This window comes from Arthrobacter sp. N1, from assembly GCF_048288285.1.
Taxonomy (GTDB): Bacteria; Actinomycetota; Actinomycetes; order Actinomycetales; family Micrococcaceae; genus Arthrobacter_D.
Genome location: NZ_CP102608.1, coordinates 787,703 through 813,446 on the forward strand (window position 1 = coordinate 787,703; position 25,744 = coordinate 813,446).

The following is a 25,744-nucleotide window of genomic DNA, read 5'->3' on the forward strand; positions in this document are numbered from 1 at the left end:
CGCCGTAGCCCGATCCCGCCTCACATCAGGGATCGAGGTCGGCGAGCGAGCTCCTGGCAGCCCTGACGGCCTGCTCGGCACCCTCGAGCGCTTCCTGCGCGGACTCCTGTTCACGACGCCGGTCCGCGGCCTCCTCATCGAGGTCCGCCAGCTCCCTGCGCAGTGCGCCGATGCGGTCCTCGAGGTCCTCGAGGGTAGCTGTCAGGCCGTCCCTCCGCATGGCGATCCGCTGCACGGCCCGCTCCGTCCGGGCTGCCTCGTCCTGGGCACTCTCGAGGGCGTCCCGGGCCGCCCTCGCCGTAGCCTCCGCGACCCGCCGGCCGGCGGCGGACCGCTTCTGGGGCGATGCCCGTCCCGGCCGGCGGGCGTCCTCGGCGCCGCCCCTGCCGCGACTGTCCGTGCTGTCGTCCGTGTCGTCCGTGTTGTCCGCGTCGTCCGTGTCGTTCGCGTCGTCCGCGTCGTCCACCGGGCGCGCCGGGGCGTCGAACGGGCCGCCGACCGCGCCGTCCAGGTCCACGGCCTCCCACCCCGTGGCTTCCAGCGTCCGGACGAGCCGCCCGGTCAGGACCGCCTCCGCCGCAGCGGGATCGGCGAGTGCCGCCCGGAGCGTCTGTTCGACGTCGGGCAGGGCGGCAGGTCCGACGTCGTGCCCCGCCTCGGACGCCGCGTCGAGGGATTGCCGGGCGACGGCGGCGAGGAGGCGCTGCCGCTGCTGCCCGAGGGCATGCAGCTGCGCGCGGTCGGGACTCGACTGCGCCTCCCTCAGGGACGCGGCGAGCTCGAGCACCTGCTCCACCTCCTCCCGACGGCGGGAGACGAGCAGGTTGACGAGCCACGCGGCGGACGAGGGCTTGGGGAGCTTCCTCAGGGTAGCGGCGAGGTCCTTGTCACCGCCCTGCGCGGCCTCCTTCGCGGCGAGGTTCCTCGCGGCGACGAACCCGTCGAGGGGGAGTGCGTAGAGGGCTGCAGCCCTGCCCACCAGATCCATGCTCAAGCGCTCCTCGTCTCCGATGTGTCGGGTGGTGCGGTCGGGTGTGGTCGGAAGTCCGCCCCGGTCAGGGCGCCAGGTCCTCCAAGCGGCCCACGGGCAGCGCGATCCAGCCCTCGCGGCCCGCCTGGTCGCGGTACTCCTCGGGGACGGGATGCGTCAGCCCGAGGGCATGGGCCCGGGCTGCCAGCGCGGCGATCACGGCGTCGAACGCATCGTCGGAGACCTCCATCAGGCGCCGGTCCTCCGGTCGGAGGAGCAGCCACGGCGCGCGCTCGAGGACGCGGGCCAGCAGTGCGGCGCGGATGACCGCGTCGTTCTTGTAGCCCTTCGTCCCGAAGTCCCAGCCGCGCAGGGTGGCTCCGGGATAGACCTCGACGGCGGTCCCGCCACCGGAGCGGTCGACGGGCGTCCCGAGGGCTGCGCTCACCGCGTCGAGGAGCACGGCGCAGTGCATGGCGGTCAGGCCGAGGCGGTCCGTGGCGACGCTGAGCGGCCACCTGCCCGTGATCTCCCGCGTGGCGCGGTCCGTCGCGCGGTAGGAGAGCCGGCGTCGCCAGGCCATCCCCTCGTCGAGGCCCGCGTCCACCCGCTCCCCGGCGGCATGGCGCGTGATGAACGTGACGAAGTCGTCCGGCCAGCCGAAGGCGCAGTCGATCCCGAGACGCTCGACGTCCGGGGCGACGGCGGCGATGGCCTCGTCGGCGATGCCGAGCTCCACGTGGACCGTGACGGAGGTCCCGGACCAGTCGAGGACGGCCAGGGCCGTCCCCCGGGATTCGGCGGCGAGATCCACTCCGGCTGTGAGCACCCCCGATTATAGGCATCGAAGCGGCACCTGACGACGGGGATCCGGCCCTGTGCCGACCCGACGGGCAGGGGGTCGGATGGATACGGCCCGCCGGGCGTGGACGCCGTCCGACGCATCCCAGCAGATCCCGTCTACGCCCCGGCTCGCCCGAGCGCCGACATCCTCGGGCGGCGCGGAGGGCGGGCTAGCCGCCGGCGCGCCGTCCGTCACGTCCCCCCGGCGTACGGCACGCGTGTGGCGCCGCGTGTCCGGGCGGTGTGTACTGGGCTGATCGCCACTCCGGCAGCCGGTACCGTCCGCATCGATCCGGCGCCGACCCCGACGCATGGAGAGGACGTACCGATGGAAGCCCGATGCCCCAGCTGCGGTTCCGCCCTGATCGAACTGAGCGAGGACCAGTGGCCTGCGGAAGGGCCCGTACCGGCGGGAACGCTCGCCGTGTACCAGTGCGAGCGGAACCACCGCATCACCGTGGGGGAGACACAGGTCTCCGCCTGACCGGACCGACGGGGCAGCCGGAGGTCTCGCAGCCAGGCGTCGTCCGGCCATCACGTCGACGAATGATCAGTCGGTCGCCGTCAGGGACCCGTGGTCATCGTGCGGATCAGGGTCCGCCGGTCCTGGCGTCGTCGATCAGGCGGGTCAGTTCGTCGCGGAGTGCGCGCGCCTCGTCCACCGAGAGTTCGAGCTGCTGGTCCTGTTCCACCCAGCCGATGTGCACCATCGGATTCCCGTCCGGACCGGGAGAGGGCGAGAGTCCGACGGCGAGCGCCCGGCCTCCCGTGTGCGTCACGTCGCCGACGATCAGTTCGCCGCCGTCGTCCTCCGCTACTGCCATGGTGCCTCCCGGTCGTCGCGTCCTGCTGTCCGTGTCCCCCATGCTAGGCGCGCCCCGCACCACTGTGTCCAGCAGGAGATGTGCGCGGCGGGTGGACGGGTCATCCGGCGTCGGCGGGCCGGACCGCCAGGTTCGGATGCAGTAGCTCGAAGCCCTCGTCCGTGAGGTCGTTGCGGTCGACGTCGTCGGGCAGGAGGACCGCGGTCACCCGGCTGTCGCGGATGGTCGCGCCGGCTGCCCCGCGGGCGAGCGGTGCGCACTCGAGCCCCACACCGATCCCTTCCTCGATCAGGAGGCACACCGTGTCCTCGTCGCTGTTCCCCTGCACCGGCCGTGCCGCGAAGTACTCGACGCCCTCGCGCTCGGCGAGGAAGCGGGTGGTCGCGAGGTCGATCCCGTCGAGGTCCGTCCGGATGGTCAGCCGGTCCCGATCGGTCTGCTCCTGATCCAGGAGGCCGAGCACCGGGCCCGAGCAGGCCGCCAGGCCGAGGACGGAGAGACCGATGCCTGCTGCCAGGAGGCGGGAGCGGGGGACCGGACGGTGCATGGGACTCCTAGGGCGACGGGACGGGATGGGGACCGCCGGACGTGGTCCCAGCCTAGCGAAGCCCACCGACCTAGGCTGGGCGGATGGACACCACCTACCCCCTCAGCGGGCGCTCCTTCGTCGTGACCGGGGTGAGCCGCCGCAAGGGCATCGGCCACGCCGTCGCCGCACGCCTGGCCGACCTGGGCGCCGGCCTGTTCCTCCACCACTACGCGCCCCACGACGAGGAGCAGCCGTGGGGCGCGGATCGACTCGAGGACGTCGTCGACTCCATCGGCGCACGGCTCCGCGGGGGCGCCTCCCTCGCGCACGGCAGTGTCGACCTCGCGGAGGACGACGGCGCCGAGCGGCTCATCGAGCTGGCCGGCGCCTCGCTCGGACACCTGGACGGTCTCATCTGCAACCACGCGCGCAGCGGCGGGGACGGCACCCTCGACGAGATCACAGGCGAAGCCCTCGACGCCCACTGGCGGGTGAACACGCGGTCCACCATCCTCGCCACCAGGTTCTTCGCCGACCAGCACGACGGCCGAGAGGGCGGGCGCGTCATCTGGATGACGTCCGGGCAGGTGGCGGGCCCCATGCCGTCGGAGATCGCCTACGCGGCGTCGAAGGCCGCGCTCGCAGGGCTGACGGCGTCGGTCGCGGACCGGCTCATCGAGCGGCGGATCGTCCTCAACACGGTGAATCCGGGACCGGTGAACACGGGCTATCTCGACCCGGACACCGCGGACCGGCCGCTCGAGACGCTCCAAGCCGTGCTGGCGCACTTCCCGGGCGGGCGCTTCGGGGAGCCGGACGATCCCGCGCGGCTCATCGCGTGGCTGGTGAGTGACGAGGGCCGGTGGATGGTGGGCCAGGTGCTCAGCTCGGAGGGCGGCTTCCGCCGCTGGTGACGCCGGCAGCGCCGGGCTGGTCGCTGGTGACGCCGGCAGCGCCGGGCTGGTCGGTGCGGAGGGCGACGACGGCGGACGCCGCCCGGTCAGCAGTTCGACGGGGATGGTTCATGCGCGGTGGGCTGCCCGCTCGAACACCACGCGGCCGCCCACGATCGTCAGGTCCGCGCGGGTCCGGTGCAGGGCGGGAGCGTCCGGCCCGAACGGATCGGAGGAGAGGACCGCGAGATCTGCCGGTGCCCCTGGCCGCAGCACGCCTGCGGGCGAGCGCGTCACCCGGGCAGACCCGGCGGTGTAGGCACTCAGCGCCGTCGTGAGATCCAGGGCCTCCGCGGCAACCAGCGGTCCGGTGTCGCCGTGGTCCGGGTGCGCCCGATGCACTGCGACGTGGATGGCCTGCCAAGGATCGGCGTCGGAGACGGGCCAGTCCGAGCCCATCGCCAGGGGTGCTCCGCCCGCGAGCATCGACGCGAACGGGTACTGCCAGCGCGCGCGCTCCGCCCCGATCAGCGGGACGGTGAGGGAACGCATCTGCTCGTCGCTGCAGGCCCAGAGCGCCTGGGCGTTGACCGTGACCCCGAGGTGGCCGAAGCGGGGGACGTCGTCCGGGTGCACGAGTTGCACGTGCGCCATCGTGTGCCGGGGCTCCCAGGATCGCGATCCGCCCGGCGTCGGGTGCAGGACCACCGCGGCGCGGCCGACGGCGTCGAGGGCCGTCCGGACGGCCCGGTCCCCGATGGCGTGCAGGTGGAGGTCGAACCGGGCCGCCTCCAGGGCCTCGGCCGCGGCGTCCAGCACCTCGGGTGGGAGGTACGTGGGGCCTCGGTCCGTCCCGGTCCGGCCCCCGCACGTGCACCCGGCGCTTTCGTAGGGCTCGAGCATGGCAGCGGTGCGGTTCTCCGGGACGCCGTCGACCATGATCTTGGCGCTCGACGTCGGGAACCCGGCGGCGGCGTTCAGGTCCCGGCGGGCACGGAACGAGTCGACGAGGCCGGGGAGGTCCCCGAGCGTGAGGCCGCGGGGCACCCAGAGAGCACCCGAGGCCCGTCCGGTCAGGCGGCCGGAGGCGGCGAGGGAGCGGTACGCCGGGGCGGCGTCGGGGTAGCCGGCGTACTCGCCGATGATCGCCTCCTGCCACCCCGTGACGCCGAGAGCGTGCAGGTGCGCCTGACCGTGGAGGATGCCCGCTTCCACGGCCTCCCGGGTGATCGGCGGGAGCAGCCGGGCCACGAGCGACATGGCGCCCTCGTGCAGGATCCCGCTCGCCGAGCCGTCCGGCCTCCGGCCGATCCTCCCGTCCGCCGGATCCGGGGTGCGGTCGTCGATCCCGGCGAGGTGAAGCGCCGCGGTGTTCACCCACGCGCTGTGGTGGTCGCGGTTGATGAGGTAGACGGGTCGGTGGGGGACGGCGGCGTCGAGCACGGAGGCGTCCGGGAACCCGCCGTCGTAGTGTCCCTTGTACCAGCCGGCGCCGGTGATCCAGGGGGAGTCGCCGGGATCGGTGGAGCGGGCATACCGGGACACCTCGGCCTGCACCTCGTCGGCGCCCCCGCAGTGCCCGACGTCGCACGCGAGCGCCTCGATGCCTCCCATGAACGTGTGGGCGTGCGCGTCGATGAGACCCGGGCTCACGAGGCGGCCCTGCAGATCCACGATCTCGGTGCGGGATCCTGCGGCGGCTCGGACCGCTGCCTCCGGTCCGACGGCGGTGATCCTGCCGCCCTCGACGGCGACAGCGGTGGCGGTGGGGTGCACGGAGAACCCGTCGAACACCCGGCCACCCCGCAGGACGAGGTCAGCCGTCACGGCGCCCGGACTCCTGTGGCGCCGCGCCCGGCGCGTCCCGGCCGATCGGCGTCGTGCGGCCCGTGCCGGCTGCCGGCCGCGCTGGACGTGCCCTCGTCGCTCGTCCTTCCGCCGGTCCGTCGGCCGGCACCACCGGGGTGAGGTGCAGCATCCGGGAGCGGCTAGAAGCCGACGAGCGGATGCGGGACGTAGTGCTCCTCGAGGGCACGGACCTCGTCCTCGGTCAGCTCGATGTCCAGGGACGCGAGGGCGTCCTCGAGGTGGTGGGGCTTGCCGACGCCGACGATCGGGGCGGAGACCACCGGGTTCCGCGACACCCAGGCGAGGGCCACCTGCGCCCGCGTCACCCCGCGGTCCGCCGCGACGGCCCCGACGGCATCCGAGACGCGGCGGTCGGCGTCGAGCGTGCCGTAGAGGGTCTTACCGAACTGGTCGGATTCGGACCGCGACGTCGTCTCGTCCCAGCGCCGGGCGAGCTTGCCGCGGGCGAGCGGGCTCCAGGGGAGGACGCCGATGCCCTGGTCCGCGCAGAGTCCGTACATCTCGCGTTCCTCCTCGCGGTTGATCAGGTTGTAGTGGTCCTGCATCGACACGAAGCGGGACCAGCCGTTCATGCGCTGCAGGTACAGGGCCTTGGAGAACTGCCACGCGTACATGGAGGACGCACCGAGGTAGCGCACCTTGCCGGCCTTCACGACGTCGTGCAGTGCCTCGAGCGTCTCCTCCAGCGGTGTCGCCGGGTCGAACCGGTGGATCTGGTACAGGTCCACGTAGTCCGTGCCGAGGCGCCGCAGGCTGTTGTCCAGCTCCGCGATGATCGCCTTGCGGGAGAGGCCCGCGCCGTTCGGGCCCTCGTGCATGCGGCCGTGCACCTTCGTGGCGATCACGATGTCCTCGCGGCGCGTGAACTCGGCCAGCGCCCGGCCCACGATCTCCTCGCTCGAGCCGTCGGAGTAGACGTTGGCGGTGTCGAAGAACGTGATGCCGGCGTCGACCGCCGCCCTGATCAGGGGGCGGCTCTCCTCCTCGGGCAGAGTCCAGGCGTGGTTGCCGCGATCCGGCGTTCCGTAGCTCATGCAGCCGAGGGCGATGGGGGAGATGTCGAGTCCGGTGGAGCCGAGTTTCACGGAGCGCATGGGTGACCTTCTGCCGACGTCGGGGATGTCCTCCCCACCCTAGTCCCGGGGATCGGCGAGCGGTGCGCCAGGACGCGCGGGTCAGGCGCCCATCACCCATTCTGGGTCAGGCGGCTACGATCCTTGCTAGGAGGCCGCCAGGCCACGGACCGCGGCCGGGATCACCGTGGCACTGCGCAGCGGGAGGGCGGAACATGCACGGGGTGAACGGGCCGCACTTCGGCGAGGGCAGGGTGCCGGAGGATCTGCTCATCCAGGCGATGGCCGCCACGTCCGAGATCTCGCTCATCGCCGACGCCGACCAGAAGATCCTGCACGTTTCCGACTCCTTCGTGAACATCACCGGGTACGGCCGTGAGGAGGCCCTCGGGCGCAATTGCCGCATGCTGCAGGGCCCGGGCACCGACCCGGAGACGACGGCGGCCATCCGCCACGCCCTCACCGCCGGCACGCCCTTCAACGGGGAGATCCTCAACTACCGCAAGGACGGTTCTGCCTTCTGGAACGCGCTGCGCATCACGCCGCTGCGGTCCGCGAGCGGCGCCGTCACGCATTTCGTCAGTGTCCAGCGGGACATCAACACCAGGATGGCGCTTCACGAACAGCTGCGTTTCCAGGCCCTGCACGACCAGGTGACGGGTCTGCCCAACCGCGCGGCCATGGGGGAGCGCATCAGGCTGCTCCTCGGGTCCGGCACCGCGGGGGAGCACGTCCCCGCCATCGGGCTGATCGACCTCGACGACTTCCGCGACATCAACAACAGCTACGGTCACGAGGCCGGCGACGAGCTCCTGCGGGAGTGGGCGCTGCGGCTCCAGGGGCTGCTCCGCGACGGGGACGTCCTCGGCAGGATGGGTGGCGACGAGTTCCTCGTGATCTTCAGGGACATCCCGCCGGCGGACGCGGACGCTGCCTTCCGCCGGTTGCTCGAGCCTCTGCTCGAGATGGCGGGGACGCCCTTCCTGGTCGGCGGCAGCGACGTCACGATCGGGATGAGCATGGGGATCGCCCTGCTGCCTGCCGAGGGCGCCGATGATGCCGACGTCCTCCGTGCGGCCGACGAAGCGCTCTACGCCGTGAAGCAGCGCAAGGCCGACCGCGTGCAGTGGTGGGAACTCGGGGCCGCCGTCGGAGGGGAGCCGGACCCGGACGTCACGGGCGACGATGGCCCTGTGCGACCGCCCGAGGAGATCGGGCGGTCCTACCGGCGGGCCCTGGACACGGGTGTCGTGGTACACCTCCAGCCGGTGGTCGACCTCAGGAAGGGGGGCGTCCACCTCTTCGAGGCGCTCGCACGGCTGGAGCTGCCGGGCGGTCGTCTCGCCGCGCCCGGTGAGTTCCTGCCCCACCTCGACGCCGCCGATCTCGACCGGCTGTTCTCGCGGGTGCTCGACGAGTCGCTGGACCGTTTCAGCGCCTGGTACCGCGACGGGGTCTGCGACGGGATCTCGGTGAACCTGCCGCCCTCCGTGCTCCTGCGCCCGGCCCTGGTCGGCGACCTGGCATCCTCGCTCGCCCGGCACGCCGTGCCCGCCGGATGCCTCACGCTGGAGCTGCTGGAATCGGACAGCGTCGACTCCGAGGCGCAGAGCGAGGTGCTGCAGGAGATCGCCGGGCTCGGCGTCGGTGTGGCGATGGATGATCTCGGAGCCGGCTACAGCAGTCTCAAGCGTCTCTCCACGCTGCCGTTCACCACCATCAAGCTGGACCGTGATCTCCTTGCAGGCATCCACACGCGCCCCACGGATGCGCTGAGCATGATCGCCACCCTGATCCAGATGGGCCGGGACTTCGGGATGAAGGTGGTGATCGAGGGCATCGAGGACCGCAGCGTCGCCGAGGCCGTCACGGTGCTGGGTGCCGCCCTCGGGCAGGGGTACTACTTCTGCCGGCCCATCCCGGCCGCCGAGGTGCCCGCCTTCGCCGGCCGCTTCGGCGAGGCCTTCCACCCCGATCTCTTCCGGACCCACCTCGGAGCGCTCGCCTACCACTGGCAGTTCGCGCGCCTCGGGTCCCCGCACCCGCGCGAGCTCGCCGACTGTCCGCTCAGCCACTTCCTGTCCGCGGTCGGCTCGCCGACCGACGTGGAGCGCTGGCACGCACAGCAGCATGACGGGCGCGCCGTGCACCTCGGCGCCGGACAGCTCATGGTCGACTGGCTCGTCCAGCAGGTCCGGCTGACGGCCGAGCAGGTCAGCGCCCTCCCGGTGGCCGGCGCATCCTGAGTTGCAAGGGGTCACGCCGCCCTGCGCGGTGAGCCCGCAGCCGCCCGCTTAGGGCAGGATGGCTACGTGACAGAAGCAGACGCCGGTAGCCCGGACACCGAGACCCCATCTCCACGACGGTCTGCGCGGCGATGGAAACCCGCGCCCCGGCCTGTCCCCGCGGCACACGGCTCCTCCGTCGCCCGCCGCTTCAGGCCGCACGCCTTCGCCGACGGCCTCACGGTGAGTGCCGCGTGGACGGCGCGTTCCATCATCGTCCTCGCCGGGCTGGTGGTCCTCTGGTACCTCACGAAGGCACTCTGGTCCATCGTCCTGCCCACGCTCTTCGCCCTCCTGCTCGCCTCGGTGCTCTGGCCCGTCAACAGGTTCCTGCGCCGCGGCCTCCCGAAGGTCCTCGCCGCACTCGTGACTCTGCTGGGGTTCATCGGGATCGTCGTGGGGATCGGGGCGCTGACCATCCCCGCGATCGCGAGCGGCGTCACGGACCTCTCCGGACTCGCGCGGGACAACATCGCCGACCTCGCCGCGTTCGTGGCCGGGCCGCCGCTGAACCTCGACACCCCGAACCTCGACAGCATCGTGGACACGGCACTGAGCCAGGTCCAGGCCAACGTGGGGAACATCGTCAGCGGCATCACGACGGGCCTGGGCGAGCTGACGTCCGGCACGGTGGTGGTGCTGCTGGCCCTCGTCTTCACCTTCTTCTGCCTCAAGGACGGCGACCGCTTCATGCCCTGGGCGGCGCGCTGGACCAATTCGACGGCGTTCGGCCATGCGTCCATGATCGCGAGCGGGACGTGGAGGGCCCTCTCCTCCTACATCTTCGCGCAGGCCACGGTGGCTCTGGTCGATGCCGTGTTCATCGGGCTCGGCCTGGTGCTCCTCGACATCCCGCTCGCCATCCCGCTGGCCGTGCTGGTGTTCTTCTCCGCCTTCATCCCGGTGGTCGGGGCGATCGTCTCCGGGCTCGTCGCGACGCTCGTCGCGTTCCTCGCCTACGGCTGGGTGAGCGCGCTCGCGGTGCTCGGTCTCGTGGTCCTGGTCCAGCAGCTCGAGAGCAACTTCATCCAGCCCCTGCTCGTGGGGCGGACCCTCGAGATCCATCCCGCCGTCGTGCTCGCCTCGGTGACGGCCGGCGGCACGCTCTTCGGGATCATCGGGGCGTTCCTCGCGGTCCCCACGACGGCGGTGGCGATCGTGGTGCTGCGGTACCTGCGCGACCAGTCGATCGAGAACAGACCGGCGACCGGCGTCGCCTCCGGGGACCCCGGCGCCGTTCCGCCCGCGCCGAGCACGGCGTCCGGCGAGGGCCCGGCCGCGACGGCGTCGGACGACGAGCCCAGTGCCCCGGCGGGGCCGGTGGGGCACCGCTCGGAGCAGTCCGGTGGCTAGGCGGCCGGTCGTCGCAGTCCTCGAGGGAGCCCGCCCGGTGCGTGGGCTCGAGCGCGTGGCCGGACTCGCCGACGTCCGCATCGCGCAGGCCGGGGACCTGGACCGGGCGCTCGACGGCGCGGAGGTGCTCTACCTCTGGGACTACTTCTCGGGAGCGCTGCCCGCGGCCTGGCACGCCGCGGGCTCGCTGCGCTGGCTGCACGTCGCGGCGGCCGGGGTGGACAGGCTGCTGTTCCCCGGGCTGGTGGCCTCCGGCGTCGTCGTCACCAACGCCCACGGCATCTTCGACCAGCCGATGGCCGAGTACGTCCTCGGCGGCATGCTGCACGCGGCCAAGGGGTTCGGTCCCCTCCGCGACCGGCAGAACGAGGGGGTCTGGGCGTGGCGTGAGGGCAGGAACATCGCCGGGACCCGAGCCCTGGTGGTGGGTACCGGCAGCATCGGCCGCCACACGGCCCGCCTGCTCCGCGCGGTCGGCGTGCGGGTCGAGGGGGTGGGTCGCACCGCGCGCGGGGACGACGCCGACTTCGGCCGCGTGCACGCCTCGAGCGACCTGGAGCGGATCGTCGGGGACGTCGACTGGCTCGTCCTCGTCGCACCGCTCACCCCGGCCACCGAGCATCTCGTGGACGCCCGGGTCATCGACGCGCTCCCGTCCACTGCCGTGCTGGTCAACGCCGGCCGCGGCCGGCTCGTCGACGAGGACGCCCTCGTGCGGCGCCTGACCGCGGGAACCCTGGCGGGAGCCGTGCTCGACACCTTCGCCGTCGAGCCGCTGCCCGGGGACCACCCGTTCTGGTCCCTGCCGTCGGTGCTCGTGACGCCGCACATGGCGAGCAATGCCGATTCCTGGCTGGATGATCTCGCCGCTCAGTTCGAACGCAACTTCCTGCTGTGGGCCGCGGGGGAGCCGCTCCCCGGCGTGGTCGACAAGGCCCTCGGGTACGTACCGTCACGCCCCGTGCCCTAGGCGGCTGATCCGGCCACGGCCAGGTCCTCCCGCCACCACCGGACGGTCTCCGCGGCACCCTGTTCGAGGGGAGTAGGGGCGAGCCCGAGGAGCCGCTCGGAGGCCGAGGAATCCATGACGAAGGGCCGGTCGAACTGGTACGCCAGCTCGGCGATCTCCCGCACGGACGGCAGTACGGTGCCGAGCGCCCGCAGCAGCCACCCGGGAATGCCCCTGAGCGGAGGCACGACGACGCCCGCCGCCAGGGCGAACGCCTCCGCCATCGCGCGCTGGGACAGCGCCGGGAGGGTGGGTGCGTGCAGCATCCGGTCCGCGGCGCGGGGCAGGCCGGCCGCGGTGATCATCGCCGCCGCGAGATCGGGCACGTACGTGAAGGAGTGCGGTGCCCCGGGATCGCCGACCAGCTGGATCGCCTTGCCCGCCAGGATGGCCGGGATCATCCGTTCACCCGCGTGGGCCATGCGGGCCCGCGGACCGTAGAAGTCCGAGGCGATCACCAAGACCGTGCACGCCGGCGAGGCCGCCCGCGCCGCCAGGAGTGCCGTCCGGACGCCGCGCTTGCCTCCGGTGGCCGCGCGCTCGCCGTCCTCGGTCATGACGGTGTCCGGGTGGCTGTAGGAGTAGAGGCTCTCCGGGAACACGACGACGGTGCCGGCGCGATGTGCCGCGTCGAGCACCACGGCCTCGGCGGCGGGCAGTTCGCGCCGCCAGGATCCGGCGGTGTAGGCGCTGCCGTGGATGCAGTGGAAGACGGCGGCGGCCCCGGCGATGGCCGAGGCCAGTGCCCCGGGGTCCGAGGCGTCTGCCCGCAGCTTCTCCACCGACGGGTGGTCGGGACCGCTGCCCGAGCGGGTGAGGAGACGGACGGTGTCTCCGCGCTCGGCGAGCTGCTCGGCGATGGTCCAGCCGACGGGTCCTGCTCCGGTGACGACGTAGAGCGTCATGATCGTGCCTTTCGTGAATGGAAGTGAGAGCACTGCTCTCAGAACAAGTGTGCGCGTCCTCCCCGTCGAGGTCAAGAGCACTGCTCTCATCAGTTGACGGTGCTCTCTCCCGCATGCAAGGCTGGCGCCATGCCAGGAACACCGAGGGCCCGGGCCCGGGAGCAGACACTCGGGGACATCACCAGCATCGGGCGCCGCCACCTCGGCGAGGTCGGCGCCGCCGCGCTCTCCCTGCGCGCGGTGGCGCGGGAGCTCGGCGTCGTCTCGTCCGCCGTCTACCGGTACGTGGCCAACCGTGACGAGTTGCTGACGCTCCTCGTCGTCGATGCCTACACCGAACTGGGGGACGAGGTCGACGCCGCGGTGGAGGCCGCGGGGACGGCCGCCGCCGACCGCTTCAGGGCGCTGGCGCAGGCGGTGCGCGCCTGGGCCGTCCGCGAGCCGTCCCGCTATGCGCTGCTCTACGGCAGTCCCGTCCCGGGGTACGCCGCTCCGGCCGAACGCACCACCGCCGAGGGCACGCGCGTGGTCACGCTGCTCGCTCTGATCATCGACGGTGCCTGGCGATCGGGGGAGCTCGACGGCACGGCCGAACCCGTCGCGCCCGTGCTCGCACCGGATCTGCGGGCCATCCGCGACCAGCTCTCACTCGCCGTGCCGGACCGGGTGATCGCGGCAACGGTGCAGGCCTGGTCCGCCCTCTTCGGTGCCGTCTCCTTCGAGGTCTTCGGCCAGTACGGTCCCTCCACCTTCGCCGACCCGGCGGCGCTGTTCGACCTCGTGGTGGACCGGATCGCCGTCCAGCTCGGCCTCCGGCGGCTGACGCATCCCGTCCCCGCCGGGAGCAGGCGGAAAGATTGGCGCACGCCGCGCACCGGGTGAGAGACTGGCCGCTGCCGCCACCACCCCGACCAGGAGCAACCCGTGCGCATCCGCCTGCCCAGCCCGGAGACCCGGAACACCGCCCGCTCGGTCTGGCTGTTCTTCGCGGTCATCCACGCGGGCTTCCTGGCCCGGCTGCTGCCGTTCATCATCGGTGGGGGAGTGCTCAGTGACATCCGCTTCTACCGCGAATGGGCCTACAGCGCACTGAACGACGGCGTCTGGGAAGGCATCGACACGGCGTGGGTGTACCCCGTGGGGGCGCTCGCGCCCATGGTGCTCGCCGCGGCCTTCGGTCCGTTCCTCTACCAGCTGGCCTGGTTCGCGCTCTTCGCCGGGCTCAACGCCCTGGGAACCGCCGCCCTGCTGCGACGCGGCACGCCGTCGGCGTTCACCGCCGCGTACTGGTGGCTGACCGCCACCGCGTTGCTCGGCCCCGTCGCCGTCGGCAGGATCGACGGGCTGACGGCCCCGCTCGTCATCACAGGGCTCCTCGTCGTCGCCGCCCGCCCCTTCGTGGCCTCCCTGCTCCTCAGCGCCGCCACCTGGATGAAGGTGTGGCCCGCCGCCGTGGTGCTCGCGGCACTCGTGGTGGTCCGTGACGGCAGGCTGCGCATCGTGGGGGCCGGCCTCGCCCTCACCGCCGCGATCGCCGCAGCGGTCACGGCCTTCGGGGACGTCCGGAACCTCACCGGCTTCCTCAGTGCCCAGGGCGCCCGCGGCATGCAGCTCGAGGCCCCGCTCAGCACCCCCGGTGTCTGGCAGGCCATCACCGGTTCCTCGGGCGCCTACTTCTTCGAGGACGAGGTCATCAACACCATGGAGGTCCGGGGCGCGCTCAGCGGCGTGGTCGGCGACCTCATGACACCGCTGCTGGTCCTGACCGTGCTGGTGGTGGCTGCCGCCCTGGCCGTCGCCCTGCACCGCGGGGCCGCCGCCGGGAGCCTGCTCGCCACCGGTTCGCTCGCCCTCGTCGCCACGCTCGTGGTCTTCAACAAGGTCGGCTCGCCGCAGTTCATGCTGTGGATCGCGGCGGTGATCGCCGCAGGGCTGGTCCTGGACGGCGTGGCGGGCTGGCGGTACCCCGCCCTCGCGATGCTGGCCACGGCCGCCCTCACCACGCTGGTCTACCCGGTGTTCTACGACGCCCTGCGCTACGAGCTCAACCCCGCTGTCGCCGTCCTGCTCACCCTGCGCAACCTGCTCGTCGTGAGTATCTTCGTCTGGTCCCTCGTGCGCCTCGGACGGCTCGCAGCCGGCACGCGCACGGCGGGGTCCGCACCATCCGTCAGGGGTGCCTGACGCCCTCCCCGGCGAGCACGGCGCGATACCCCACACGGTAGGTCGGGTAGGTGAACGAGAAGCCCGACGCGCGCAGGCGCCTACTGTCCACGCGGCGGGCCCCGCCCCGGACCGGACCGCCGGAGCCGTCGCCGGCCGGCGGCTCCGGGAGGGTGAGCTCGGCGGCGAGGAAGCGCAGCACCTCGGCGAGGTCCACGGGCAGTTCGTCGCTGCCGAGGTAGATCCGCTCCGGTTCCTCGACGTCCAGCACGAGGTGCACGATCGCGGCGGCGGCGTCGTCCCGGTGGATCCGGTTGGTCCACTGCACCTCCTGCGGCAGGACCGCGCTGCCGCCGGTCACCTGGTCGATGAGACGCGTGCGCCCCGGACCGTAGATCCCCGAGAGGCGCAGCACCGTCCCGTGGTCGGTCCGTGTGAGGAGGACGTCCTCGGCCTCCTTCACGAGGCGCGCGGTCGGGGCGGTGCTCTCCGCGGGTGAGTCCTCCGAGACCCAGCAACCGCCGAAATCCCCGTACACGGCGGTGGAGGAGACGAAGAGGACCCGGCGCGGGGTGACGCCGTCGCGCTCGAGGGCATCGAGCACGTTGCCGGTCGCGTCCACGTAGGCGCTGCGGTACGCCTCCTCCGTCCTGCCGCCCGCCGCGGTGGCGATGACGACGACGTCGGTATCAGCCGGGACCGGGGGCAGCGGCTGCGTCAGGTCGGCGCGCACCCCCTCGATGCCGGCCGGCAGGCGCTCCGGCGAGCGGCGCCAGCCGACCACGCGCTCCCCCCGGGCGGCGAGCCGCAGCCCGACCTCCGTGCCCAGGTCCCCGCATCCCGCGATCAGTACCGTCATGCGCCGTCCGTCCTTCCGTCACGGGCCTGGTTCGGCCATGTCCGACCGCCAGTCTAGGGCGGTGCCGACCGTGGCGGTGCCGGTCGGGACGCCGGCGGGGAGGGAAGGGGAGGCGCCGTAGACTGGCCCGCGGCGCCCCGCTCCCACCGGGCCGGGTCCGGCCAGGTATCCGAGCGAGGGGGGGAACGCATGGGACGGGTGATCTCGGTCCAGGACAGCGTGGTGATCGCGCAGTCGCCGCAGGTGCTGTACGGCATGGTCAGCGACGTGGTGCGGATGGGCGAGTGGAGCCCGGAGAACAGGGGAGCGGTGCTCGCGGCACCGGGCGTGCCCATCGGGGTCGGGACGGTGTTCGACGGCGCCAACACGCGGGGACGGGTCAGCTGGACCACCCGCTGCACCGTGACGGCCGCGGAGCCGGGCCGGGAGTTCGCCTTCCGCGTCCATGCGATCGGCGGGCGGACGCGGCGGCTGCCCGCGAGGATCGCCGCATGGCGCTACACCTTCGAGGAGGGCGACGGCGGCACGCTCGTCACCGAGACCTGGACGGACGACCGACCCTGGCACGATGCCGCGGCACGCGCCTTCGACTACGTCGCGACGGGTGGCACGACCTTCGCCGCCTTCCAGCGCGGCAACATCCGCCGGACCCTCAGGAACCTGAAGGCCGCGGCCGAGACCGCCTGAGGCCCGCCGCATACCGGACGTCCCGGCATAGAGGAGGCAGGATCACCGTGACGGTGATCCTGCCTTTTTCGGAGCCAGTGCTCAGCGGCGGCTTCGCCTGGTCGCCGTCCGCAGCTGGATGATCCGCACCGCACCCACGAGAGCGACGATGGCCCCGCCGCCGACGGCGGCGATGAACAGAGCCAGGCCGAGGGCGATGGATCCCTCGAAGCCGAACGGGGTCCAGGACGCAGGCAGGGTCGTCAGCCGCGGATGCGCACCGCGGTCTCCCGGAGGTAGAGGTCCACCCGCGTGTAGGCGTCCCGGGTCAGGGCCTTCCACAGTTCCACGGCGAGCGGCGGATCCTCCTTCTCGATGCTCCTGATGGCCTGCGCCGTGAGGACCTTCACATGGACGTCCTCGAGGGCCTTCACGGTGGTCTCCTGCCGGTCGTCGTTGCCGAGGGCCAGCTCCCCGAAGGTCATGCCGGCGCTCAGCGTGGTCAGCCTGAGCCGCTCGCCGGAAGGACCGGGTACCGACGTGGCGATCTTCCCGGACAGGATGAAGAACACCCCGCCGAAGCTCTGCCCGACGCGGCGCACCACGTGCCCCTTCTCGTAGGTCCTGTCCTCCATCCGGAGCGTCAGTGCCTCGACGGCCTCCTCGGACAGCGGGCTCAGGGCGGGGCACTGGGCCACCTCCACCCGTGCGGGCAGGACCAGATCGCCGCCGTAGCGGGTGATCAGCTCGTTCTCGCACCACTCCACGGCGGCCGTGCGCGTGTCGAAGGTCGGCACGGCCCGGTCGACGTCCTTGAAGGTCTCGGCGAGGGTGCTCTCGCCGTCGATCAGCACCAGCTCGCAGTCCACCGCCTCGAGGTTCGCCCGGACCTCGCCGAGCAGGCGCAGCGACACGTCCGCCACCTCGTCGACGCGGCGCAGGTCGAGGATCACGACATCGACGTCGTCGTCCAGCCCGCTGAGCTCGCGCACCATCGACTCGGTCCCCGCGAAGAGCAGGTCCCCGTGGAGCTCGATCACCATGGCGCGGTGGCCGTGGTCGCGGAGGACCTCCATGGCCTCGTCGGTCCTGCGGATACCCGACGGCGCCGCCGTGATGTCGTAGGTGGCGCGGATGGCCGAGCGCCCGGCGCGCGCGGCCCGGACGAAGTGCAGTTCCATGTCGCGGGAGAGCCGCTGGCTGGTGGCCATCCCGCGGACGCTGCTCCCGTGCTCGTCCAGGGGCGGGGAGTACACGGCGAGCCCCACCTGGCCGGGCAGGACGGCGATGGTACCGCCGCCCACCCCGCTCTTCGCCGGCATGCCGACGGTGCTGATCCACGAACCGGCGTCGTCGTACATCCCGCACGTCGTCATCACCGAGAGGACGCGCTCGACGGCGAGGATGTCCATCGCCTCCACCCCGGTGAGCGGATTACGGCCCGAATTCGCGAGCGTCGCGGCCATGACGGAGAGGTCGACGCAGTTGACCATGACCGAGCACTGCCGGAAGTAGTCCTCGATGACCGGCGTCGGATCGTCCTCGATGATGTCGAAGGAGCGCAGGAGGTAGGCGAGGGCGCGGTTCCGGTGCCCGTGTTCCAGCTCCGACCGGAAGATCTCCTGGTTCACGCCGAGCTGGCGGCCGGCGAACGCCGAATAGGCGTTCACGATCCGCTTGAACCGGGTGTTGCCGCCGCGCGACTGCACCAGCGACGTGGCCGTCAGGGCTCCGGCGTTGATCATCGCGTTCGACGGGCGTCCCGTCCCGGGGGCGAGGGAGACCTCGTTGAAGGAATCCCCCGACGGCTCGACGTCCACCTTCGCGTCCACCGCCTCCATGCCGAGGTCCGCGAGGGCGAGCCCGTACGTGAAGGGCTTGGAGATCGACTGGATGGTGAACTCCTCGCGGGTGTCACCGACCTCGTACATGTAGCCGTCCACGGTTGTCAGGCAGATGCCGAAGTTGTCCGGATCGACGTTCGCCATGGCGGGGATGGTGCTGTAAGGCTTGCCGTCCCGCAGCTCGGAGATCTCTCGGTGGATGGTCCTGAGGTACGTGTCGATCGGCGATTCCATGCTTCCCAGCCTACGGGCGCGGCCGGTGGCGGACTGCCCGCCCGGTCAGCGCGTGCGCAGGGTGTGCCGGATGGAGAGGACGAAGAGCTGGGCGACGGCGGTCGCCAGGCCGAGGAGGATCAGCGGCGGGGCCGCCAGCACCGTGGTGTTGAACCAGGGGTTGACGTACATCCCGTTCGCCTGTCCGTTCATCATGGCTTCGTCGAAGGCCCTCTGGTACATGCTCGGCGCAGCGAAGAAGTACACCCCGAGCGCGGTGAGGACGGCGGCCGCCACCCAGATCCAGACGTCGAGAGGATTGCGGGGTCGTGGCTCCTCGGTCTCCTGCGCGGTGTCCGGTCCCACCTCGACGATCCCCGGGATGGCTGCCTCGTCGGGCGGGGCGACGGGAAGGGCGGGAGCGGGAGGGGCCTCGGAGGTCATCCGCGGCACCGCATCGGTGGCGCCGCCCCGCTGGTAGATGCCCTCGTAGCGGGGATCGTAGGTGCCCTGCAGCCGGTCCGTGCTCATCGCTGTTCCTCCCCCTGGACTGCCGAATGCTGTCCAGTAAAGCACGGCGGCTGATCGTCGGGCCCCGCCCTCACCTGCGCGCGGCGAGCTCGTCGAGCAGGCGCTCCTCGGCGTCGTGCGGGGTGACGCAGAGGAGGACCGCGATCCAGCCGATGAGCGCGCCCCCGTTGCCCGCGCTGCCCGATCCGACACCGGCCCGTGATTGGATCAGGATCACCTGCCCAGCCGGTGGAGCGGGTCAGGACCGGAAGGAACCATGCCACCCCGATCAGCACGCACGTCGACCGAAGCCCCTCGCCTCGCCCTGCACGCACCGTCGAACCTCACGCGGGTCGATGACCCCGTCCTCCTCGACGGCGAGCACCGGGAGGGCGAGCTCTACGCGCGCGCCGTCCTCGATGCGGGCGACCTCGCGGGCATCACGCTGCAGGAGTGCCTGCTGCAGAATGTCTCCCTCGACGGGACGGAACTGCGGGGCGCGCGCTTCCTCGAGTGTTCCTTCGAGGATCTGTTCGCGCCGGTTTTCCGGGCCTCCCGCACCAGCTGGCGGGGGACGTCGCTGCGCGGTACGCGCTGGGGATCCGCCGAGCTGTACGACAGCAGGTTCGACGCCGTGCACCTCGACGGCGGGAAGCTCGACTTCGTGAACCTGCGCGGTGCCCGTCTCACGGATGTCCTGATCAGCGGGTGCATCATCGGAGAACTGGACCTTACGGGCTGCACGGCCACGCGCGTGGCCCTGCAGGACTGCACGGTCGGCACACTCACGCTCGACGGGGCCCGGCTCAGGGACACGGATCTGCGGACGAGCAGCTTCCGCACCATCAACGGTATCGACGGGTTGCGGGGAGCGACCATCGACGACGGGCAGATGCTCCTCCTCGCGCCGTTCCTCGCCGAGAGCATGGGTCTCCGGGTGGAGGGTTGACGCCGGTGCCGGAGGTGCCGGCGGGCGTCGTCGGGTAGGGGTGGCGCCGGGCTCGTCCCCGGACCGATGGCCGTCGTCCTGGGCCGGCGCCCGGCGCCCGGCGTCGTGCCAGTGGGCGTCGCGGGGCAGGGTCAGCGTCCGGGCTCGTCCCCGGACCGATCGCCGTCGTCGTCCCGGGCCTCCTGGCCGTCACCAGAGTCCGGGCGCGCCGCGGACGCGGCCGAGGTCGCCGCGGGGTAGCCGGGACCGGACGGGTAGGGCGTGCCGGCGGGGTAGCCCGGACCGCCGGGATGAGAGGGTCCGGGCGGATGACGGTCGGCGGTGTAGTCGCGCCCCGGCGCGGGCTGCGCAGCGCCTGCCCGCGGGCGGTCGACGGGCGATCCGAACGGGTCCTGCCATGCCGGGCGCTGCAGGGGTGCCGGCGTCGGCCCGGCCGGATGCTGGACCAGCGGGGCGGCGGAGGGGGCAGTGATCGGGGCGTCGACGTGCCCGTCGGTCCCGTGCCGGCCCGTCCCGTACTGGGTCGGGTCCCATGATCGGACCTGGACCGGGACCCCGGCGACGGCGTGCATCCCCCCGGGGAAGCCGGGGTGTGCGCCCTGGCCGGCTCCCGCCGGTACGGGGTCGGGCCGGGCCGCCGTGGGACCGGCCGCACCGGGGCGTGTCCGTCCGATCCCGCGCCGGTTCGCCAGCCGCACGATCACGGCTGCCGTGACGGCCATGGTCGCCACCGAGACGACCAGCCCGCCCACCGAGCCCTCGGTGTTGTTCACGTCCACCACCCCGACGGCGCCGAGGACGAAGATGGTCATGTTGTTGATGGCGTGGACGGCGATCGCCGCCTCCAGTCCGCCTGTACGCCAGGTGATCCACCCGGCGAAGAGGGCGAAGACCGCGACGTCGGCCTGGCCGAGGGGATCGTACCCGTGACCGAGCACGAAGAGGGGGATGGGGAGGAGGATCGCGAACGCCGGATGCCGCAGCCAGCCACCGATCGCCTGCATCAGGTATCCACGGAACACGTACTCCTCGGCGGCTGCCTGGAACGGGACCGCGAGCAGGGAGAGCGCGAGCAAGATCCAGAGGGCCGACGTGTCCTGCTGAGCGGACGGCGCTGGGCCGTCCTCGGGGAACACCACGGTGAGGAGGGTCGAGACGAGCAGGCTCGCGAGGAAGACGGCGATCGCCGTGACGACGCAGGTCACCAGCCAGCGCCAGCGGATCCGCCCCGCCACGGAGGAGAGCAGGCCGATGGGCTTCGGGCCGATGATGAACGTCGCCATGCCCAGGGCGGGGATCATGAGGATCAGGGACACCAGGGTGAAGGCGAAGATCACCGGGTTGCTGAGATCGAGCGCCTCCGCAGCCTCCATGATCCGCTGCGTGTCGGCGGAGGTCGCGAGCGCCGCGACCACGCCGACGACGAGCAGCAGTACCGTGAGCGCGAGGTAGAAGGCCAGTCCGAGCAGCCCGGTCAGGAGCGGTTTCCACCACCGGTACTGCGGCCATGAACGGGCGAGGCGGTGGTACGCGTAGTGCTGGTCGAGCTGATCCATACTCCTACCGTAATGCGGTTTCCTTGGCGTTCTCCGCCGTCGCCGAGCGGCGGTCCGTCCGATGGCGCAGGTGCCCCACCAGGGTCACGACGCCGGACAGCAGCGCGGACACGGCGATGCCCAGCCACAGGTCCACCGTCAGGGTGAGCGCCCCGACGACGGCACCGGCCATGATGAGCGCGATGGCGGAGAAGCGGCGCGCCCAGAAGGGACTCCTGCCGCCGGCCAGCCGGGAGTCGGACGCGAGGCCCGTGATGGTGGAGGTGACGACGACGGTGGTGATCTCGGCGACCTTGAGGCGTTTCGCCGTGGCGGCCTGGATGCCCATCGCGGTGGCGAGCACCGACGTCGTGATGCTGCCCAGGATCTCCGCGGCATGCACGTCGACGAGGGCCACGTAGACGGCGAGCGCGGTGAGTCCGAGCGTCACCGTGAGCAGCGTGCTCGAGGTGCGCCCCGACCAGCCCTCCGGTCCCTTCCGCAGCACGCGCCCGGCCAGAGCCGCGCCGACCATGAAGAAGACGAGGGCGAGGGCGGGCCGGAGGATCGGGAGGTCCGCCCCGCCGGCGAAGGCCATCCCGAGGAGGACGACGTTCCCCGTCATGTTCCCGGTGAAGACGCGGTCGAGCCCGAGGTAGCCGACGGCGTCGATCACGCCCGTCGAGAAGGTGAGGACGAGCATGAGCCACAGGTGCAGGCGGTCCGTCGCGACGCGCGGGTTCTTCTTCGCCTTCTTCTTCGCCATGAATTCCCTCGGTAACAGTCTTGAAACGAATGTATACGAAGCTTATCGTCGTACGAGCGATTGTATTCAATCCTTTCGCCCGTGCAGAAGCTGTATCCCGCAGCGCAGCAGCAGTTCCGTCCCGTCCGTTCGTGAGGAACCCCCATGCAGCACCAGAACCAGCACCTGCAGGCCCGCAGTGCGCGCGGCAGGAGGTACGGCAGAGCCGCCGGACTCCTGGCCGCTGCCGCCATCGCGGTCACGGCCTTGACCGCCTGCCAACCGATCCAGCCCCTGCCGGCAGCGCCGGTCCGCGAGGACGTGACGGGCGTTCCCCTCGGGGAAGCCATGGTCCGGGAGGGCGGTGACCTCGTGATGGCGCTCTCGGCCGAACCGGACCGCCTCGACCCGACGACGTCGTCCTCCCTCTACACGCGGTACGTCATGCAGACCATGTGCCAGAAGCTCTACGACATCGACGCCGAGGGGGAGATCGTCCCGCAGCTCGCCACCGCGCTGCCGGAGGTCTCCGAGGACGGCCTCACGGTCACCATCCCGGTCCGCACGGACGCCGTGTTCGCGGACGGCGTCCCGTTCGACGCCGAGGCCGTCCGGACCACGCTCGAACGCCACCTGACCCTCGAGGGCTCGACCCGCAAGAGTGAACTGGGCCCGATCACCGGGATCCGCGCGGTCGGCGAGGACCGCGTCGAGATCAGCTACGAGCGGCCGTTCGCTCCCCTGACCGCCGCGCTCGCCGACCGCGCCGGGATGATGCTCTCGCCGCAGGCCATCGCCGAGAACGGGGCGGACTTCGGCGTCAGCCCGGTCTGCGTGGGGCCGTTCAAGTTCGTGGACCGCGTGCCCCAGACCTCGATCACCGTGGAGCGCGATCCGCTCTACTACGACGCCGAGGACGTCCACCTCGACACCATCACCTACCGCATCATCACGGACGCCAACATCAGGGCCGCGAACCTGCGCTCCGGCGACGTCCAGGTGGCGGACACCATCTCCCCGCAGGACGTCGACGCGCTGCTCAAGGAGGACGGCGTGGGCGTGCTCCAGGTCGGCTCCCTCGGCTACCAGGCCCTCACCGTGAACGTCGGTAACGTGGACGGGGCGGGGGAGCCGCCCGGCACCATCGACACGCCCATCGCCCAGGAGAGCGCCATCAGGATGGCGCTGTCCATGTCGATCGACCGTGAGGCACTGGTCAACACCGTGTTCAACAGCTGGTTCGAACCCGCCTGCTCCCCGGTGTCCCCGGACAGCCCGTACTCCTCCGCACTGAGCGAGGCCTGCCCACCCTACGACCCGGAGGGCGCGCGGCAGCTGCTCGAGGACGCCGGCGTCGAGACCCCGTACCCGCTGGAGATGCAGGTCACCAACACCCCGGACACCCTGCGCTTCGGCCAGGCCCTGCAGGCCGCGGTGGCGGACGGCGGCTTCGACCTCACCGTGGTGCCCGTGGAGTACTCGACGCTCCTCGACGTGCAGTCGCAGGGCGATTTCGAGGCGCTGCAGCTCGGCTGGTCCGGGCGGATCGACCCGCACGGCAACATGTTCAACTTCCTCTCGACCGGTGGCGGCAACAACTACTCGGGCTACAGCAACCCGGAACTGGACGAGGTGCTCACGAGTGCGGCGCAGATCAACGACGTCGAGGGCCGCGCGGAGCTCTACGGCAAGGCCGTCGAGCTCGTGCAGCGCGACAACCCGATCATCTACCTCTACCGCCAGCGGAACCTGACCGCCTACAGCACCGACGTCGTCGGCGTCGAGACCTTCACGGACGGCGTGGTCCACCTGAGCGACGCCGCGTTCATCGAGCCCACCGACGAGACGGAGAACTGACATGGGCCGCTACCTCCTCACCCGGCTCTGGCAGTCGGTCGTCACCCTCGTCCTCGCCTCCCTCGTCGTCTTCATCGGCGTGCGCCAGCTGCCCGGGGACCCCGCCCTCGCCATGGCGGGGGAGGAGGCGACGCCGGAACAGCTCGCTGCCGTGCGCGCCGACATGGGACTCGACCAGCCGCTCGTGACCCAGTACCTGGCGTTCGTGCGCAACACGTTCAGCGGCGACTTCGGTGAATCGACCCGCACGGGGACCCCGGTCACCGAACTGATCGCCACCACGCTGCCCGTCACGCTGTGGCTCTCGGCCTACGCGATCGTGGTGGCCATCGTGATCGGCATCCTCTTCGGGGTGATCGCGGAGCGGTTCCGTGGCCGCTGGCCCGAGTGGGTCGCCAACGCCTTCGCCCTCGTCGGCCTGTCCGTGCCGAACTTCTGGCTCGGCATCCTCGCCATCCTCTACCTCGCGGTGACGCTCGGCTGGTTTCCCGCCTCCGGCTACGTCGACGTGCTCTCGGATCCGCTGCGGGGGCTGTACTACCTGACCCTGCCCGCCCTGATCCTCGGCACGGGTCTCGCCGCGGTCATCATGCGCCAGACGAGGGCGTCGATGATCGAGACCATGACCACCGACTACGTGCGGACCGCGCGGGCCAAGGGGCTCGGCCGCGGGCGGGTCCTCGTGCGCTACGGCCTGCGGAACTCCCTGATCGTCGTCGTGACCATCGTGGGTCTCCAGCTCGGCGGCCTCATCTCGGGCGCCGTGGTCACCGAGCGGATCTTCGCCCTGCCGGGCTTCGGCAAGCTCACGCTCGACGCCGTCTTCACCCGCGACTATCCCGTGATCCAGGCCGTGGTGCTCATCATCACCGTCAGCTACATCCTCATCAACCTCGCCGTGGACATCCTGTACTCGGTGGTCAATCCCAAGATCCGCGTCGGAGGAGCCAACTGATGGCCGTCGAAACCCTGCCCCCGAAAGCGGGAGGCGCCGGCCTCGGCTCCGGCCGCGGCCGCATCCTGTCCTCCCTCCGGCACAACCCGCTGGGCATCACGGGCGGCATCATGCTCGTCGCCGTGGTGCTGGCCGGACTGCTCGCCCCGCTCCTCGCGCCCTACTCGCCGTCGGAGGTGCACTTCGACACACCCTTCCAGCGGCCGCTGACCGAGGGCTTCCCGCTCGGCACGGACGATCTCGGGCGGGACATCCTCTCGCGCCTGCTCTTCGGCATCCAGACCTCGCTGCAGGTCGGTGTGCTCTCGGTCCTCCTCGCCGTCGTCATCGGGACGCCCCTCGGCCTGCTCGCGGGCTACTCCCGCGGGTTCGACGCCGTGATCTCCCGTCTCACCGACGTCACCCTCGCCTTCCCGTTCCTCATCATCGCCGTCGGACTCGCCGCCATCAGCGGGCCGAGCCTCGGCAATGCGGCGATCGCCCTCGGTATCGCCCAGATCCCCACCATGATCCGGGTGGTCCGTGGCGAGACGCTGCGCATCAAGGAGAGCGACTTCGTGCTCGGGGCCCGCACCATGGACGCCTCGCCCACCTGGATCATGCTGCGGCACGTGCTGCCCAACGCGACGTCCGCCATCATCGTCCAGGCCACGGTCATCATGCCCGTCGCCGTGATCGGGGAGGCACTCCTGTCCTTCCTGGGGCTCGGCATCCAGCCGCCCACGCCGAGCCTCGGCATCATGCTCTCCGACGCCCAGCAGTACATCTTCCGCGCGCCCAGCGCGGCGATCTTCCCGGGCATCGCGATCGCGCTGATCTGCCTGGCCTTCAATCTCTTCGGCGATGCCCTGCGCGACGCCTTCGACCCGACGAACACCACCCGGAAGTGACCACG

General features: G+C 71.7%; 25 protein-coding genes. 12 read left to right on the top strand and 13 right to left on the bottom strand.

The genetic code is table 11. The features are described 5' to 3' along the window. Positions 1-25: 25 nt before the first annotated feature. A complete protein-coding gene (locus tag NVV32_RS03675) occupies positions 26-994 on the bottom strand; it encodes a hypothetical protein (protein ID WP_422391428.1) in 969 nt (322 codons plus the stop codon). Positions 995-1,055: 61 nt separating this feature from the next. Further along, on the bottom strand, positions 1,056-1,799 hold the full coding sequence (locus NVV32_RS03680) for a DUF429 domain-containing protein (protein WP_422391429.1): 744 nt from the start codon (positions 1,797-1,799) through the stop codon (positions 1,056-1,058). Between the two features lie 342 nt (positions 1,800-2,141). Between NVV32_RS03680 and NVV32_RS03685 the strand changes: the two genes are divergently transcribed. Beyond that, the gene (locus NVV32_RS03685; protein WP_191931883.1) at positions 2,142-2,297 is read left to right on the top strand and encodes a hypothetical protein; all 156 of its coding nucleotides are present in this window, start codon (positions 2,142-2,144) and stop codon (positions 2,295-2,297) included. 106 nt (positions 2,298-2,403) lie between these two features. Here NVV32_RS03685 and NVV32_RS03690 read toward each other — a convergent pair whose 3' ends face one another. Together NVV32_RS03690 and NVV32_RS03695 are read right to left on the bottom strand one after the other, a co-directional pair. After that, complete coding sequence (locus NVV32_RS03690) at positions 2,404-2,637, bottom strand: hypothetical protein (protein WP_055769911.1); 234 nt, start codon at positions 2,635-2,637, stop codon at positions 2,404-2,406. Positions 2,638-2,737: 100 nt separating this feature from the next. Then, positions 2,738-3,184 (bottom strand): hypothetical protein, encoded by a 447-nt coding sequence (locus NVV32_RS03695; RefSeq protein WP_422391430.1) that lies wholly within the window; start codon positions 3,182-3,184, stop codon positions 2,738-2,740. Positions 3,185-3,267: 83 nt separating this feature from the next. On the opposite strand from NVV32_RS03695, the gene NVV32_RS03700 reads away from it, so the two are divergent. Continuing rightward, positions 3,268-4,080, top strand: coding sequence for an SDR family oxidoreductase (locus NVV32_RS03700; RefSeq protein WP_422391431.1), 813 nt, complete (start codon positions 3,268-3,270; stop codon positions 4,078-4,080). A gap of 108 nt (positions 4,081-4,188) precedes the next feature. Here NVV32_RS03700 and NVV32_RS03705 read toward each other — a convergent pair whose 3' ends face one another. Both NVV32_RS03705 and NVV32_RS03710 read right to left on the bottom strand, forming a co-directional pair. Further along, positions 4,189-5,886: an amidohydrolase gene (locus tag NVV32_RS03705; RefSeq protein WP_422391432.1), complete on the bottom strand. Its 1,698-nt coding sequence runs from the start codon at positions 5,884-5,886 to the stop codon at positions 4,189-4,191. A 161-nt stretch (positions 5,887-6,047) separates the two neighbouring features. Further along, positions 6,048-7,022 (bottom strand): aldo/keto reductase, encoded by a 975-nt coding sequence (locus NVV32_RS03710; RefSeq protein WP_422391433.1) that lies wholly within the window; start codon positions 7,020-7,022, stop codon positions 6,048-6,050. Between the two features lie 194 nt (positions 7,023-7,216). Between NVV32_RS03710 and NVV32_RS03715 the strand changes: the two genes are divergently transcribed. From NVV32_RS03715 to NVV32_RS03725, 3 genes are all read left to right on the top strand, one after another. Continuing rightward, positions 7,217-9,247: a putative bifunctional diguanylate cyclase/phosphodiesterase gene (locus tag NVV32_RS03715; protein ID WP_422391434.1), complete on the top strand. Its 2,031-nt coding sequence runs from the start codon at positions 7,217-7,219 to the stop codon at positions 9,245-9,247. A 66-nt stretch (positions 9,248-9,313) separates the two neighbouring features. Continuing rightward, positions 9,314-10,639, top strand: coding sequence for an AI-2E family transporter (locus NVV32_RS03720; RefSeq protein ID WP_422391435.1), 1,326 nt, complete (start codon positions 9,314-9,316; stop codon positions 10,637-10,639). After that, positions 10,632-11,609 carry a D-2-hydroxyacid dehydrogenase gene (locus NVV32_RS03725; protein ID WP_422391436.1) on the top strand — a complete coding sequence of 326 codons (978 nt, stop codon included), beginning with the start codon at positions 10,632-10,634 and terminating at the stop codon, positions 11,607-11,609. Before NVV32_RS03720 ends, NVV32_RS03725 begins: the two co-directional genes overlap by 8 nt. Here NVV32_RS03725 and NVV32_RS03730 read toward each other — a convergent pair. Then, complete coding sequence (locus NVV32_RS03730) at positions 11,606-12,553, bottom strand: NAD-dependent epimerase/dehydratase family protein (RefSeq protein ID WP_422391992.1); 948 nt, start codon at positions 12,551-12,553, stop codon at positions 11,606-11,608. The two genes, NVV32_RS03725 and NVV32_RS03730, sit on opposite strands and share 4 nt — an antisense overlap. Positions 12,554-12,682: 129 nt before the next feature. Between NVV32_RS03730 and NVV32_RS03735 the strand changes: the two genes are divergently transcribed. Further along, entirely contained in the window at positions 12,683-13,435 is a 753-nt protein-coding gene (locus NVV32_RS03735) for a TetR/AcrR family transcriptional regulator (RefSeq protein WP_422391437.1), read from the top strand. Between the two features lie 42 nt (positions 13,436-13,477). Beyond that, positions 13,478-14,737: a hypothetical protein gene (locus tag NVV32_RS03740; protein WP_422391438.1), complete on the top strand. Its 1,260-nt coding sequence runs from the start codon at positions 13,478-13,480 to the stop codon at positions 14,735-14,737. On the opposite strand, the gene NVV32_RS03745 is transcribed toward NVV32_RS03740, so the two are convergent. Beyond that, positions 14,724-15,575 (bottom strand): NAD-dependent epimerase/dehydratase family protein, encoded by an 852-nt coding sequence (locus NVV32_RS03745; protein WP_422391439.1) that lies wholly within the window; start codon positions 15,573-15,575, stop codon positions 14,724-14,726. The genes NVV32_RS03740 and NVV32_RS03745 overlap by 14 nt on opposite strands. 189 nt (positions 15,576-15,764) lie before the next feature. On the opposite strand from NVV32_RS03745, the gene NVV32_RS03750 reads away from it, so the two are divergent. After that, positions 15,765-16,262, top strand: coding sequence for an SRPBCC family protein (locus NVV32_RS03750; protein ID WP_422391440.1), 498 nt, complete (start codon positions 15,765-15,767; stop codon positions 16,260-16,262). A 242-nt stretch (positions 16,263-16,504) separates the two neighbouring features. Here NVV32_RS03750 and glsA read toward each other — a convergent pair whose 3' ends face one another. The 3 genes from glsA to NVV32_RS03765 form a co-directional block, all read right to left on the bottom strand. Further along, positions 16,505-18,319 carry a glutaminase A gene (gene glsA, locus NVV32_RS03755; RefSeq protein WP_422391441.1) on the bottom strand — a complete coding sequence of 605 codons (1,815 nt, stop codon included), beginning with the start codon at positions 18,317-18,319 and terminating at the stop codon, positions 16,505-16,507. Between the two features lie 45 nt (positions 18,320-18,364). Continuing rightward, positions 18,365-18,829 (bottom strand): hypothetical protein, encoded by a 465-nt coding sequence (locus NVV32_RS03760; protein WP_422391442.1) that lies wholly within the window; start codon positions 18,827-18,829, stop codon positions 18,365-18,367. Between the two features lie 70 nt (positions 18,830-18,899). Further along, positions 18,900-19,046 (bottom strand): hypothetical protein, encoded by a 147-nt coding sequence (locus tag NVV32_RS03765; protein ID WP_157365831.1) that lies wholly within the window; start codon positions 19,044-19,046, stop codon positions 18,900-18,902. Positions 19,047-19,085: 39 nt separating this feature from the next. On the opposite strand from NVV32_RS03765, the gene NVV32_RS03770 reads away from it, so the two are divergent. After that, entirely contained in the window at positions 19,086-19,757 is a 672-nt protein-coding gene (locus NVV32_RS03770; protein ID WP_422391443.1) for a pentapeptide repeat-containing protein, read from the top strand. Between the two features lie 131 nt (positions 19,758-19,888). Here NVV32_RS03770 and NVV32_RS03775 read toward each other — a convergent pair whose 3' ends face one another. After that, positions 19,889-21,313, bottom strand: coding sequence for a type II CAAX prenyl endopeptidase Rce1 family protein (locus tag NVV32_RS03775; RefSeq protein ID WP_422391444.1), 1,425 nt, complete (start codon positions 21,311-21,313; stop codon positions 19,889-19,891). Between the two features lie 4 nt (positions 21,314-21,317). Next, entirely contained in the window at positions 21,318-22,058 is a 741-nt protein-coding gene (locus NVV32_RS03780) for a YoaK family protein (protein WP_422391445.1), read from the bottom strand. Between the two features lie 144 nt (positions 22,059-22,202). Here NVV32_RS03780 and NVV32_RS03785 point away from each other — a divergent pair, with 144 nt between their 5' ends. Genes NVV32_RS03785 through NVV32_RS03795 form a run of 3 tightly spaced genes read left to right on the top strand, consistent with a single transcriptional unit; the run spans position 22,203 to position 25,739 of the window. After that, positions 22,203-23,894: an ABC transporter substrate-binding protein gene (locus tag NVV32_RS03785; RefSeq protein WP_422391446.1), complete on the top strand. Its 1,692-nt coding sequence runs from the start codon at positions 22,203-22,205 to the stop codon at positions 23,892-23,894. Between the two features lies 1 nt (position 23,895). Beyond that, positions 23,896-24,849, top strand: coding sequence for an ABC transporter permease (locus NVV32_RS03790; RefSeq protein ID WP_055769948.1), 954 nt, complete (start codon positions 23,896-23,898; stop codon positions 24,847-24,849). Continuing rightward, the gene (locus NVV32_RS03795; RefSeq protein ID WP_055769951.1) at positions 24,849-25,739 is read left to right on the top strand and encodes an ABC transporter permease; all 891 of its coding nucleotides are present in this window, start codon (positions 24,849-24,851) and stop codon (positions 25,737-25,739) included. Before NVV32_RS03790 ends, NVV32_RS03795 begins: the two co-directional genes overlap by 1 nt. Positions 25,740-25,744 lie beyond the last annotated feature (5 nt).

Coding starts and splice junctions, on each gene's coding strand:
- NVV32_RS03685 (WP_191931883.1), top strand. CDS start 2,142: ATGGAAGCCCGATGCCCCAGCTGCGGTTCCGCCCTGATCGAACTGAGC.
- NVV32_RS03690 (WP_055769911.1), bottom strand. CDS start 2,637: ATGGCAGTAGCGGAGGACGACGGCGGCGAACTGATCGTCGGCGACGTG.
- NVV32_RS03695 (WP_422391430.1), bottom strand. CDS start 3,184: ATGCACCGTCCGGTCCCCCGCTCCCGCCTCCTGGCAGCAGGCATCGGT.
- NVV32_RS03700 (WP_422391431.1), top strand. CDS start 3,268: ATGGACACCACCTACCCCCTCAGCGGGCGCTCCTTCGTCGTGACCGGG.
- NVV32_RS03710 (WP_422391433.1), bottom strand. CDS start 7,022: ATGCGCTCCGTGAAACTCGGCTCCACCGGACTCGACATCTCCCCCATC.
- NVV32_RS03715 (WP_422391434.1), top strand. CDS start 7,217: ATGCACGGGGTGAACGGGCCGCACTTCGGCGAGGGCAGGGTGCCGGAG.
- NVV32_RS03730 (WP_422391992.1), bottom strand. CDS start 12,553: ATGACGCTCTACGTCGTCACCGGAGCAGGACCCGTCGGCTGGACCATC.
- NVV32_RS03735 (WP_422391437.1), top strand. CDS start 12,683: ATGCCAGGAACACCGAGGGCCCGGGCCCGGGAGCAGACACTCGGGGAC.
- NVV32_RS03745 (WP_422391439.1), bottom strand. CDS start 15,575: ATGACGGTACTGATCGCGGGATGCGGGGACCTGGGCACGGAGGTCGGG.
- NVV32_RS03750 (WP_422391440.1), top strand. CDS start 15,765: ATGGGACGGGTGATCTCGGTCCAGGACAGCGTGGTGATCGCGCAGTCG.
- glsA (WP_422391441.1), bottom strand. CDS start 18,319: ATGGAATCGCCGATCGACACGTACCTCAGGACCATCCACCGAGAGATC.
- NVV32_RS03760 (WP_422391442.1), bottom strand. CDS start 18,829: ATGAGCACGGACCGGCTGCAGGGCACCTACGATCCCCGCTACGAGGGC.
- NVV32_RS03770 (WP_422391443.1), top strand. CDS start 19,086: ATGCCACCCCGATCAGCACGCACGTCGACCGAAGCCCCTCGCCTCGCC.
- NVV32_RS03775 (WP_422391444.1), bottom strand. CDS start 21,313: ATGGATCAGCTCGACCAGCACTACGCGTACCACCGCCTCGCCCGTTCA.
- NVV32_RS03780 (WP_422391445.1), bottom strand. CDS start 22,058: ATGGCGAAGAAGAAGGCGAAGAAGAACCCGCGCGTCGCGACGGACCGC.
- NVV32_RS03785 (WP_422391446.1), top strand. CDS start 22,203: ATGCAGCACCAGAACCAGCACCTGCAGGCCCGCAGTGCGCGCGGCAGG.
- NVV32_RS03790 (WP_055769948.1), top strand. CDS start 23,896: ATGGGCCGCTACCTCCTCACCCGGCTCTGGCAGTCGGTCGTCACCCTC.
- NVV32_RS03795 (WP_055769951.1), top strand. CDS start 24,849: ATGGCCGTCGAAACCCTGCCCCCGAAAGCGGGAGGCGCCGGCCTCGGC.